This is a genomic window from Clostridium swellfunianum, assembly GCF_023656515.1.
Classification (GTDB): domain Bacteria; phylum Bacillota; class Clostridia; order Clostridiales; family Clostridiaceae; genus Clostridium_AT; species Clostridium_AT swellfunianum.
Map to the genome: position 1 here is coordinate 1,230,171 of NZ_JAMOFV010000006.1, position 12,842 is coordinate 1,243,012.

Sequence of the window (12,842 nt, forward strand, 5' to 3'; positions counted from 1 at the left end):
TAATGTTCATTATATTAATCATCCTCCTTATCTTCATAATCTATAAAAAAATAAGAGCTGCAAGAAAGTTATTTCTTGCAGCTCATAAATACAGCAAAGCCAAACCCCAATTAGGGTAAGGTAAGGATATACCGTCTGAGTGAAAAAATAAATTAACTTTCTTGCATAAGCACAACAAAAAAAGCGGTATTAAACGAATCCACAATTTTATTATGCTTTTTAAAACTAGCAAGAAAATTTAATCATTTTTTCACCTCAATTTCAAATATGTTGCCATTGTAACACTATTTGTCGAAAAAATCAACAATGATGGATAAATAAAGAACGGCAGCAATACTTGTTAATATTACTGCTATCTAAATTGAACTATTTACTAACTTGGAAACATTAAGTTTCTAAACAATTTTTGTCGTCCACTGCTCACAGTTCCATACATCAGTAACAACATCTCTATAAAACTCTGGCTCGTGACATACAAGCAGTATGCTTCCTTTGTACTCCTTAAGAGCCCTCTTAAGCTCCTCTTTTGCATCTACATCCAAGTGGTTCGTAGGCTCGTCAAGGATTAATAAATTTGTCTCCTTATTAATAAGCTTAGCTAATCTTACCTTTGCCTGCTCTCCTCCGCTTAGTACTACAACCTTGCTTTCTATATGCTTTGTAGTAAGTCCGCACTTAGCAAGAGCTGCTCTAACTTCATACTGGGTATATCCAGTAAACTCATTCCAAAACTCTTCTATACAGGTGTTATAGTTGGCTTCCTTTATTTCCTGCTCAAAGTATCCTAAGTGAAGATAATCTCCAAGATGGACATTACCTGATATAGCTGTTTGTAACCCTAGAAGACTCTTTAATAGAGTTGATTTTCCAAGACCGTTTGCTCCAACTAAAGCTATTTTATCTCCTCTTTCCATTCTAAGGTTTAGAGGCTTAGATAAAGGAGTATCATATCCTATAACTAAGTCTGTAGTTTCAAAAACAACCTTTCCTGAGGTTCTTGCAGACTTAAAATTAAAGGTTGGCTTAGGCTTTTCTTGAGTAAGCTCGATTCTTTCAATTTTGTCTAGCTTCTTTTGTCTGGATTTAGCCATATTGGCAGTAGCAACATTAGCTTTATTTCTAGCAACAAAATCCTCCAGTCTTGCAATTTCTGCCTGCTGTCTTTCGTAGGCCTGCTCTAGCTGTTTCTTTTTAGCTTCATATATTCTTTCAAATTCCTCATAGTTTCCAACATATCTTGTAAGCTTTTTGTTTTCTACATGATATATCAGGTTTATTACTGAATTTAAAAATGGTATATCATGAGATATCAGAATGAAAGCATTCTCGTAAGCTATTAAAAATCTCTTAAGCCATTCTATGTGAACTTCATCTAGATAGTTAGTAGGCTCGTCTAAAAGCAGGATGTCCGGAGTTTCCAATAGAAGCTTAGCAAGTAGTACTTTAGTTCTTTGACCTCCACTTAAATCTGAAACATCTTTATCAAGACCAACATCTAAAAGTCCTAAACCCTTAGCAGTTTCTTCAATTTTAGCATCAATAACATAAAAGCCATTGTGATCCAGCATATCTTGAATTACTGCTGTTCTTTCAAGCATCTTATCAAGCTCTTCAGGCAGAACTTCACCCATTTTCCCATAAAGCTCGTTCATTTCAGCTTCTGCATCAAATAAATACTGAAAGGCTCCTCTTAATACATCCTTTATACTTTGACCGCTCTCAAGTACTGTATGCTGATCCATGTAGCCAACTCTAACTCTATTAGACCATTCAATCTGTCCTTCATCAGGCATTAGCTTTCCTGTGATTATATTCATAAAGGTAGATTTACCTTCTCCGTTTGCGCCTATTAGTCCAACGTGTTCCCCCTTTAAAAGTCTAAAGGACACATCTTCAAATATAGCTCTATCTCCAAAACCATGACTTATATTTTTAACTGTTAATATACTCATTAGTTTCTCTCCTTTTTAGCCGTTTAATTACACATAGTATAGTTTAAGATATTGAGGCTGCTTGTGTCAAAGGAAATTTTGCTTAAATGAGGTGGATTAATAGCAGACTTATACTATATAATGCCTAAATGTGGTATACTACATAATGAATTTAACAAAGGGAGTGTAATACACATGGCATGCAAGTTTTATTTATATAAAGGAAAAGGCAGAAAAGTTGAAAGTGGTCACCCTTGGATTTTTACTGATGAGATAGAAGAATATGATGGCGAATATACTAACGGAGATATTGTTGAAGTTTATAACTTTAAACATGATTTTATTGGCAAAGGCTACATAAACGACGTTTCCAAGATTTCCATAAGAATACTTACAAGAAATATTGATGAAGAAATAGACGAAGACTTTTTTAGAAGAAGACTTAAGGATGCGTGGGAATATAGAAAAAAGATTATTGATACTTCAAGCTGCAGATTTGTGTTTGGAGAAGCTGACTTTCTTCCAGGCTTAACTATTGATAAGTTTGAGGACTACTATGTTATTCAATCTTTAGCTTTGGGCATTGATAAATACAAGGATATAATAGTGAAAATTCTTAAAGAAGAATATGGAGCAAAAGGTATTTATGAAAGAAGCGATGCTGCTGTTCGTGAGCTTGAGGGTATGGAGCAAACAAAAGGCTTCCTTTCAGAACCCTTTGATACTATGGTTCAAATTGTTGAAAATGGTGTTAAATATTATGTAGATATTGAAAACGGACAAAAGACAGGCTTCTTTTTAGATCAAAAGGAAAATAGAGCTGCCATACATAAAATCTGCAAGAATGCAGAAGTTTTAGATTGTTTTACTCACACAGGTTCTTTTGCTTTAAATGCAGGAATTGCTGGAGCTAAAAGTGTTCTTGGCATAGACATATCACAGCATGCAGTAGATTTCGCCACAAGAAATGCTGAACTAAACGGACTTTCAGGCAGAGTTAAGTTTGAATGCCACAATGCTTTTGATGTGTTAACAGAATGGTCTAAAGCAGGAAGAAAGTTTGATGTAGTAATTTTAGACCCTCCAGCCTTCACTAAATCGCGTGAAAGCGTTAAGGGAGCTATAAGAGGCTACAAGGATATAAATCTAAGAGGTCTAAAAATGGTTAAACCAGGCGGCTTCTTTGTAACCTGTTCCTGCTCTCATTTTATGAAAGAGGACTTATTTAGGCAAACAATTGCAGATGCTGCAAGAGATGCTAAAAGAACCTTAAGGCAGGTAGAGTTTAGAACCCAAGCCGCAGACCATCCAATTCTTTGGAATTCTGACGAATCCTATTATTTAAAGTTTATAATTTTCCAAGTAATTTAAAAAATCCCCTAGGGGATTTTTTTATTACATACAATTCAGCTTATAAGGATAATCTAAAATTACTAATAAAATTTAACAAAATGAAAGTAATTCAGGAGAGTATCATGATTAAGCGTCGTCCTAGAGCATATGTAAGCACGGTTGGAATTACACAACTGCATCTTAGAAATCCTTTTATCGTATCATTCTGGTCCATTATGTTTCCTGGTCTTGGACATATATTAATAAATAAGCATATAAGAGGCACTGTTCTATTTCTTTGGGAAGTGTTTATAAATTTAAAATCTAACGTTAACCTTGCTATTTTATATTCCTTTACCGGAAGATTTGAGATGGCTAAAGGTGTTATGCACAAAGAATGGGCACTTTTATATCTTCCGACTTTTATGTTTGCAATTTGGGACAGTTACAGATCAACAATAACTATTAATAATATATATAGATTGGCAGCACGAGAAGATTGTCCAATAACTCCAATAAAGTTCAACGGAATGGGATTTAATTATTTAGATAAGAGAAGTCCTTGGGTTGCTGCTGCTTGGACAGCGTTGACGCCCGGAGCTGGTCAACTGTATCTTCACAGGATTGTTACTGCATTCTTTGTCTTGGCTTGGTGGATTGCAACAGCTTATTTTTCAAAGCTTCTTCCTTGCATACACTATACTCTGCTTGGAGACTTTGAAGCCGCAAGAGCTATTGTTAACCCTCATTGGTTCTTAAATGTTCCTTCAATATATATGTTTGCTATATATGATGCTTATGCAAACTGTGTAGAATACAATAATTTATATGATTGGGAGCAATCAAAATTCCTTAGAACGGAATACCAAAATAAATTCTTCAAATTACCTTCTATAATAAGGAGAACAGATAAAATGCATATTGTATCTACCTTTGAATATTCTAATTACCTGGAACTAGCAGTAACAGAAATAGAAATGAAGGGAATCCCAAAAGAAAATATTCTTGCAGTTCCAATGGATAAAAGACAAGAGGAAAGGAGGCTTTTTGATACCATACATCATTCTGATGGGGTAAGCCTGTTTGACTTGCCTATGATACTAGCAACCCTCTTTATGATATTTGGTGCTGTTTATGGCTTTGTTTTAACCTGGGGACCTCTGTTATGGGGGCTTATAGCAATGGCAATTGGCTTTAGCATTGGTCTTATTATAAAATTATTTATGACTAGAAATGAGCTAAGAAAACAACCAGGTCTAAAAAATACAGAAGTAGTTTTAATTATTGAATGCCAAGAAAATCAAATGTATATGGTCCAAAATGTGCTTTGGCAACATCATGCCCTTGGTGTAAGTAAGTTAGACTTATAGAAGAATCTATTCTTAACGTATTATTATCATTACTTTGTTGCATAATAAATTTGAGATAATAAGCTTAGTAAAGGAAGGTAATATAATGGAAACTGGTGTAGTTAAATGGTTCGATCCTGAAAAAGGCTTTGGTTTTATAGCTCAAGATGGCGGAGAAGATGTATTTGTTCATCATACTGCTGTAGCTATGGATAAGCAATTAGAAGCCGGTCAGGAAGTTAAATTTGAAATAGTAAGCGGCAGAAAAGGACCCCAAGCTGCTAATGTAAGTATATACTAAAATAAAGAGGAAAGTGATGGCACCTCCACACTCTCCTCTTTATTTTTTAAAACCACTTAAATTGTTAAATTGTTATATTCTTATATTGTTATATTGTTATATTCTTATGTTTCCGTCCTTATACTCTGGAACCACATCGATTATACTTTTTCTACAGCAGTATTCTAAGTCTTCCTGTAAACCTAATTCTTCTATCCTCTTATAGTGACTTGCAAACTTTATAAAACCAAAGATATCTTCATTGTTTTTATATATATAATGAGCAGTTGTGGCTATATCACTTAAAAGAACATCACACTGGTCTTTTAAGCAATCAATAATATATCCGCTGCAAATAAAATCATCTATTGAAAACTCATCATAAGTTCCAGCATTCACTATAACTAAATCGTTATTAAGCTCAGCTGCTTTAATTGCAGCTGATGCTCCATTTATCATTGCTGCAATTAAAATATTCCTTGCACCTTCACATCCTTTAATTGCTCTAGTCCCATTGGTGGTTGTGAGAACAATACTCTTTCCTTTAACTAGCTGCGAGGTGTATTCAAGAGGTGAATTAGAGCAATCAAAGCCTTCTATCTTCAAAGCTTTTCTTTCTCCACCTAGTATGTATCTTGATCTTTCCTCTCTAACTAAATCCATAGCCTCATCAATAGTTAAAAGAGGAATTACTTCATTACAGCCATTAGCAACTGCTGTTGTTATAACTGACGTTGCTCTCAACATATCTATCACAATTACAGTTTTATCTAAAACCTTTTTTTCTTTTATATCTCCTGCTGAAATTATTATATCTACTTTCATTGGGCGCCTCCAAAATTATCACTGTTTATATCTATTATTTCTAACAGCATTATATCATATTTAAGAAGAGCCTATTCATGATTATAACTTTTTTAATTCCTTATACCTTAGTTTAGCGCAGATAAATATTATTAACGGCAGAATTACCTCAAATATAAATGCATAATAAGGATATACCTGCTGACTCCATATTCTTAAATCCATTGCATCCTTAGTTACTATAAAGCTAAAATTTAATATCATTAACGCTTGTGGAATGACAATAAATCTATAATCTTTAAAGTTAAGCACCTTAGCAAATCCTTTAGAAGCCGCTAATAAGCATATGCATATCTTTACAAAACCTGCAATCAAAAAAGTTATCGATAATGCTGATTCTAATCTTTGAAGGAAGTTACCAATATTGATTCTAGCCACAGCAACAAAGGTTGGGTAATAATTTATGGATATTACATATTCACCCAATACCAATATATTTCTCAGCACTGATATAACTAGTGTACCACCAGCAATGATAAGCGCTAATATATAAGTTTTTAAAGCCGCTTTACTATTTTTTAGAGAAGAAAATACAACGGTAAACAAAACTGCTTCTGTCAAAGGAAATGAAAATGTATCAAAAGCTCCCTTAGCTATAGGATTAATTCCATTTGCGGCTATGGGTAATATATTATTTATATCCAGATTGGGTATGGAGAACATAGCTGCTAAAAAAACTATACTAATCAGTATTGGGAAAAATAATTCTCCCCACCTAGCAAGCCCTTCAATTCCCTGTTTTAGCATCCAAATGCATAAAACCATCATTATACTGCTTGGTATTATCATAGGGGTTTGTTCTAATCCAACTGTGCCTATAAACTCATTAAAGTTATAAACTACTAATCCTCCTAAATGCAGGCTATAGAATATGTATAAAAGTATTATAGCTTTTCCTAAAAGCTTTCCAAAGACTAGTTCTACAATATCATATAAGTCCTTTTCAGGAAAACTCATTAAAAGCTTTGCATAAATAAAGTACATTGGTAGGGCTCCAATTATAGCTATTATAACTGCAAGCCACATATCTTTCTTTGCCTCTCCTCCAGTTCCTACTACAAATGTACTCCCGAAAATAAATAAAATTAACAAAGTAACCCCTTGTTTACTTGAAATTATCTCTCTCCTCATTCTACTTCCCCCAAAACTGCATTATGGCCGGCCAAATTAGTTTTCTTATAATTGAATTAATATTAGGTACAGTTGTGCCTACTGCTATATTTATACTTAGTATAAATGGCATAATCATTGCAAAAATAAAAATTATGCTTTCTTTCTTTTGTTTCTTCCCTCTAAGTGAAATCATCTCTATAGCTGATAAGGAAACATAGATTATTATTATAGATATAACTCTCATTTGCCACTTTCCTCCTTAATAGGTCGTGAAGTCATGGCACTTCCCTTTATCTCTAATTTAACATTAACTTCAACAGCTGCTGTTAAAAATTCCTCGCTCCAGGTAGGCTTTATTTTTTTCCAGATGCCTCTATTTTGTATCTCGAATTTTTTCCCAAAAGAGAATACATCACTCTTGCATTCATTCTGCATTTTTTTAATTATATATTGCACTTTATCTTCAAAATACCTTTCCGCCTCATTCCTTATTTGTTCTTTTACTTCCTCCTTTTCAAATTTCACATCATTACTGACCTCACCAATGGATACATCAGCAGCTATATCAACTTTTATTTTGGCATTATTGTCAATATAATCAGTTTTAATTTTTGTTTTATTACCAAATATCTCAAAGGTTATATTATTATCTCCAATTATATTTTGAACCACCAGAACTCCTCCATCTATCTTCCCCATAGCCCAAAGAGCATATTGTGTCTCCTCTGGTGTTAAGTATCCTACTACCTTATCTTGTTTTAATACAGCACTACCATTAATTTCTGTAACTAGCCCATCGTCTGACGCTCTAAAATCTATAGTAGGAACTAGTATTGCCTTATTCTTAGATTGCAAATTTTCTATAATCTCCCTTAGCTGCGTTTTAGGAAATTTTTTAGAGCTTTTTTGATTTTCCATTACATATCTAAGCTTTATAGCCCTTAGTTCCTGCGGGTTATGGTTAGTTAGTAAGATTTCTTTTGCTGTTTCTCGTTTTGATATCAATATATACATATCACCTCTTGCTTCAGGATCTCTATAGAAAAAATCTATAGCAGACCCAACATCCTCCCCTGCAACAGCTTTACCCAAAATACCAATGCTTACATGGCTCCAATAAGCCTTTTTGCCTATCCTTGGAATTAAATTTCTTATGGCTTCAAATATTGTGTTTCCTCTGCTTTCATAAATGTCTGACATATACTTGGCTTGATTCTGACCTGACTCGGGTCTGGCAACTTCAACAGTTAAGATATATTCATTGCTTTTTGTGTCCTTATCAATGGCAAAACTCATAACAACATTGAGTCTCTCTACATCCTTATAATCCCAACAGGAAGTGTTAACAAAACTACTGATAATAATTAATAGAACAAGCATAAATTTTTTCATTAATTTCATTAATACCCTCTTTTCTAACTCCTGATTTTATCCTGTCGTATTTTATTCTTAGTTATTAGTTTTGGTCTAACATTCATAAGCCACATAGGAGCACGAATTGCTGTGTCTCTTATGTCATGTAATTTCAAGTCTGAAATACTAATCATGTAAGGCACTCCAAAGGATCTTAAGGAGACTAGATATATAAATAGCCCCATGACACCAAACATATATCCATACAACCCTAGTAATGCTGCAAGAATCAAAAATATAAACCTTACTACAATAAATACCCCGATCATCTTTGGAATTAAAAAAGAGGATATACCTGTTGCCGCAACCACGATTACCATTGGTGCACTAATAATTCTTGCATTTACTGCTGCATCCCCAAGTATAAGAGCACCTACAATGCTAACAGCCTGACCTATAGGCTTAGGCAACCTCGTTCCAGCCTCTCTCAATATTTCAAATCCTATAAGCATTATTACCGCTTCAACAACTATAGGAAAAGGAATACCAAGTCTTGAGGAATATATGCTAAGAAGCAGCGAGGTTTGTATTAGTTCCTGATGATAAGCTGTAACGGCCACATATAATGCCGGCACACTTACTCCTAGGAAAAATGCTAGAAACCTTAGCATTCTGTTAAAAGAAGAATATATGTAATTGTTATAATAATCTTCATATACCTGAAAATATTCTAAGAAAATGAATGGAATAGTAAGTACAAAGGGGGTTCCATCACAAAGCACAGTAACTCTCCCATCGAGAAGCTTTCCAGCCACTACATCTGGGCTTTCGGTATTGCCTATAGTTTTAAAAAGAGAGAATGGAGCATCTTTTATGTATTCCTCTATATACTCAGACTCCAAAATCCCGTCTATATCTATATTCGAAAGCCTATTTCTAAGCTCCTTAACAATCTCTTCTCTTGCTAATCCTTCTACATAGCATATTGCTATCTTCGTCTTAGTTTTTGTCCCTATTTCCATAAAATTAAACTTCAAATCTTTATTTTTAATTCTTCTCCTTATTAAAGTTGTATTTGTCATTATGCTTTCTGTAAAACCTTCTCTTGATCCCCTAACAGCTTTTTCGGATGGCGGTTCATCTATTGCTCTTACAGGCCATCCCTTTGTATCAGCAATAATTGCCTCTGCCATACCGTCTATTAATACAATTGTATCTCCATACAGCATGCCATCTAAAACTTCATCAAGACTGGAGTTCTTTTTTAAATCTCCAGCAATAACAACTTTTTTAATTAATGTATCTATAATTGTTTGTGGAGATACAGGTCCACTAATGTTTATATTCTCCATGTTTATATTCATTAGCTTTTCTATAATATGTTCATCAACAATTTCCTTATTTATCATCCCATCAGCAAACACAATGCAAAATTTCAAGTTCCTGTTATATCTATTTTCAAATTCCCTAAATTTAATTGTGTCATCTCCATTAAATATCTGTTTAAGCATAGTTACATTTTTATTTAGATTATTTGAAAACTCCATAAGCTCACCTTACCTTTATTTTTAATTATTATTTGTATTTTTTTCTAGCATATACTTATTTAGTTTAATAAGGTATAAGTATTTAATTTTCACACAAAATAAATTATAAAAAGGTTTTTATAGTGAGATATAATTTTATGGTCTTTATATTTCATAAATAAAGCAGGTGATTTACCATATTTGATTTTGTAAAGAAAATATTATATAAAAATGATAAGTCTGAAGGAATACAATACAAAGATATAGAGACAGCAATAGATAATCGCTTTAATAATCCTTCAAGCAATCCACCTTCAAATCAAAATAAAAAGCTTGCTCCTTCCAAGATTTTACAAAGAAACAAACAGTATCTTCAAAAAGTTTTTAATAAATGTGGTGATTTATTAATTAGAGAAATTAATATTGCCGGCGACCCTAAGTACTCCGCCATATGCATTTACATATCGAATATGATTCCAACAGAGTTTATCGAGAATATTGCTCTGAAGAGGCTAACCTATACACCAATGCATCCTATAGGAGATATTAAAACCTACTTAATGTCTTTACTAGGAATTGCTAAAGATGACGTACTAGATGACATGAAAAAAATTACAAGTTCTATTATTGAAGGTGAGCTTATAATTCTAGTTAGTGGTATAAACGTAGCTTTCACTATAGATATGAAAAAGCCACCGGCAAGAACTGTAGAACAACCAGTTACTGAAAGTGTTATTCGCGGCCCTAGAGAAGGGTTTACGGAATCCTTTGGCACTAACGTATGCCTTATAAGAAAAAAGATAAAGAGTCCTCATCTTAAAGCAGAATTATTTAAGGTTGGAAAACAAACACAAACCAATGTTGCCATGGTTTATATGGATAATATCGCAAACAATAAAATTGTAGATGAGGTGAGAAAGCGAATTAGAAAAATTGAAATTGATTCAGTTATTGCAGCTAGCTATATAGAAGAGTATATAGAAGATAGTCCTCTTAGCTTCTTCCCTACTATATTTAGAACTGAAAAGCCTGATGTAGCAGCAGGAAAGATACTAGAGGGACGTATTGTACTTTTTGTTGATAATGTACCTGTAGTCTTATCTCTTCCTTGTATCTTTGGGGAATTTTTTATGTCTCCAGATGACTATTATCTAAGATTTTATGTAGCTACTTTATCCAGGTGGATTAGAATGCTAGCTTTTTCAATGTCTATGGCTCTTCCTGCAGCTTATGTTTCCTTAATAAGCTACCATCAGGAATTGCTCCCAACATCACTTGTTATAAGTATTATCCGCGGCAGAGCAGAAATTCCCTTTCCTCCAATTTTTGAGGCAGTATTTATGCTTATTACCTATCTAGTTCTTCAGGAGGCAGACATAAAAATGCCTAAAACTATGGGGCAGTCTGTAAGCGTAGTTGGTGGTTTAGTCCTTGGTCAGGCAGCAATAAACTCAGGTATTGTAAGCGCACATATGATTATAGTTGTAGCTTTTTCTGCGGTATCTGCTCTTGCAATACCCACTCCTGAACTTCAAATGCCGCTGGCATATATTCGCTTTGGTCTTTTAGTCCTTGGCGGATTGGGAGGAATGGTTGGTCTTACCTGTGGGCTTATTGCCATAATTATGCACCTTTTGTCTCTTCGCTCCTTTGGAGTTCCTTTTCTAGCTCCTGTAGGCCCATTAAGACCTAAAGAGCTCAAAGATATATTTATACGGGCTCCTCTTTGGAGTCTAAAGAAGATGCCCAAAACTATTACCTGGAGAGATTCAACCAGAAGAGTAGGAAGACCAGCTACAAATCCTATAACTCAAGAAGATAAAAATAATGAAAATAGTTCCTAGTGCAACTCAAGATAATTTACTTTAATATTTTGAGGGCAATAGTACGGTGATTTTAATGAAAAATTTCGCAAAATATTTTAAAAGGACAGTTATATATCTTCTCATTATAATTTTTGTTATAAATCTTACAGGTTGTACTGGAAAAAGGAAGGATATACAAAGGCTTTTTTTGGTACTTGCAGTTGGTATTGATTTGATGCCTGACAACAAACTTGAAGTTACTATGCAGATATTAAATCCAAATGTTCCTACCTCCCAGTCTGGCAGTTCTTCAGGTAGCTCTGGAAAAGATATAATAATTATTTCTGGTGTTGGATACACTTTGTTTGATGCAGTTTTTGAAGCTTCAAAAACTATGAGCAGAGCACAGCATTTTGGCCATGTAAAATACATAGTAGTTGGCGATAGTCTTGCTCGAAATGGAATTAAAGATGTATTTGATTCCATTATTAGAATACAGGAATTTAGGCTTAACACACCTTTTCTTGTCACTAAAGGAAAGGCTTCTGAAATTGTGAAAGCCCAAACTTCTAAGAGCCCTATACCATCCATTGTTATAGAAAACTTATTTCTTAGGCAAAAGGATGTTGGCTATAGGCCCTTTAGTTATGTTATAGATGTACAAAATTCATTAACTAATCCAACTTCTGCTGCAGTAGCAGCCGTTATAAATACAAAAAGAGGTTCAGAGGATAGCCTAGACATGAACTTTGAATTAGCTGGGACAGCAGTATTTAAAAAAGATAAACTTATAGGATACTTAAATATTAAGGAAACAAGAGGATTGTCTTGGATTATGGGCACAGTAAAAGTAGGGAATATAACCTTTCCTGCTGACAACTTTGGGATAGTTTCAGCTGAGATATTAAGAGGTTCTAGCAAGATAAAGCCTATTATAGATGAAAATGGTATTAGCCTCCAGGTAAATGTTAAGGTTTTTACAGATTTAAGGCAGCTTCCTAATCCAGCGGATCCTGTTAAAAATCCTGAAGTTTTAGATCAAATAGGTATCTTTCAAAGTAAAGCTGTAAAAGATGAAATTGAGCTTGTATTAAATATGGCCAAAGGTCAGTATAAAGCAGATATCTTCGGTTTTGGAGAAAGTATACATAAAAGTTATCCAAAGATCTGGAAAAGCATAAAAAAGGATTGGGATACTATATATGAAAATTTAAATGTTATTATCAATGTAGAAAGTATAGTTAGGAGTGCAGGCTTAAATAATAAGTCAGCTACGGAAGAAGAGTAAA

General features: G+C 33.8%; 11 protein-coding genes. 5 read left to right on the top strand and 6 right to left on the bottom strand.

The genetic code is table 11. The annotated features are described in order from the left end of the window. Positions 1-395 precede the first annotated feature (395 nt). Entirely contained in the window at positions 396-1,952 is a 1,557-nt protein-coding gene (locus tag NBE98_RS05605) for an ABC-F family ATP-binding cassette domain-containing protein (RefSeq protein WP_250813428.1), read from the bottom strand. A gap of 174 nt (positions 1,953-2,126) precedes the next feature. On the opposite strand from NBE98_RS05605, the gene NBE98_RS05610 reads away from it, so the two are divergent. The 3 genes from NBE98_RS05610 (at position 2,127) to NBE98_RS05620 (ending at position 4,913) form a co-directional block, all read left to right on the top strand. After that, the gene (locus tag NBE98_RS05610) at positions 2,127-3,302 is read left to right on the top strand and encodes a class I SAM-dependent rRNA methyltransferase (RefSeq protein WP_250813431.1); all 1,176 of its coding nucleotides are present in this window, start codon (positions 2,127-2,129) and stop codon (positions 3,300-3,302) included. A 104-nt stretch (positions 3,303-3,406) separates the two neighbouring features. Next, positions 3,407-4,633, top strand: a complete 1,227-nt coding sequence (locus NBE98_RS05615) for a hypothetical protein (RefSeq protein ID WP_250813433.1) — start codon at positions 3,407-3,409, stop codon at positions 4,631-4,633. 85 nt (positions 4,634-4,718) lie between these two features. Continuing rightward, positions 4,719-4,913, top strand: a complete 195-nt coding sequence (locus NBE98_RS05620) for a cold-shock protein (RefSeq protein ID WP_250813435.1) — start codon at positions 4,719-4,721, stop codon at positions 4,911-4,913. Between the two features lie 96 nt (positions 4,914-5,009). On the opposite strand, the gene NBE98_RS05625 is transcribed toward NBE98_RS05620, so the two are convergent. The 5 genes from NBE98_RS05625 to NBE98_RS05645 form a co-directional block, all read right to left on the bottom strand. Beyond that, entirely contained in the window at positions 5,010-5,717 is a 708-nt protein-coding gene (locus NBE98_RS05625; protein ID WP_250813440.1) for a 2-phosphosulfolactate phosphatase family protein, read from the bottom strand. Positions 5,718-5,798: 81 nt separating this feature from the next. Continuing rightward, positions 5,799-6,887 carry a GerAB/ArcD/ProY family transporter gene (locus NBE98_RS05630; protein ID WP_250813442.1) on the bottom strand — a complete coding sequence of 363 codons (1,089 nt, stop codon included), beginning with the start codon at positions 6,885-6,887 and terminating at the stop codon, positions 5,799-5,801. A 1-nt stretch (position 6,888) separates the two neighbouring features. Further along, entirely contained in the window at positions 6,889-7,113 is a 225-nt protein-coding gene (locus NBE98_RS05635; RefSeq protein WP_250813444.1) for a hypothetical protein, read from the bottom strand. Beyond that, the gene (locus NBE98_RS05640) at positions 7,110-8,270 is read right to left on the bottom strand and encodes a Ger(x)C family spore germination protein (protein ID WP_250813446.1); all 1,161 of its coding nucleotides are present in this window, start codon (positions 8,268-8,270) and stop codon (positions 7,110-7,112) included. The genes NBE98_RS05635 and NBE98_RS05640 overlap by 4 nt, the downstream gene beginning before the upstream one ends. Before the next feature lie 14 nt (positions 8,271-8,284). Next, positions 8,285-9,769, bottom strand: a complete 1,485-nt coding sequence (locus tag NBE98_RS05645) for a spore germination protein (protein WP_250813448.1) — start codon at positions 9,767-9,769, stop codon at positions 8,285-8,287. Between the two features lie 326 nt (positions 9,770-10,095). Between NBE98_RS05645 and NBE98_RS05650 the strand changes: the two genes are divergently transcribed. Beyond that, positions 10,096-11,592, top strand: a complete 1,497-nt coding sequence (locus tag NBE98_RS05650; protein ID WP_349305980.1) for a spore germination protein — start codon at positions 10,096-10,098, stop codon at positions 11,590-11,592. Between the two features lie 55 nt (positions 11,593-11,647). Next, positions 11,648-12,841, top strand: coding sequence for a Ger(x)C family spore germination protein (locus NBE98_RS05655; RefSeq protein ID WP_250813451.1), 1,194 nt, complete (start codon positions 11,648-11,650; stop codon positions 12,839-12,841). Position 12,842: the final 1 nt, after the last annotated feature.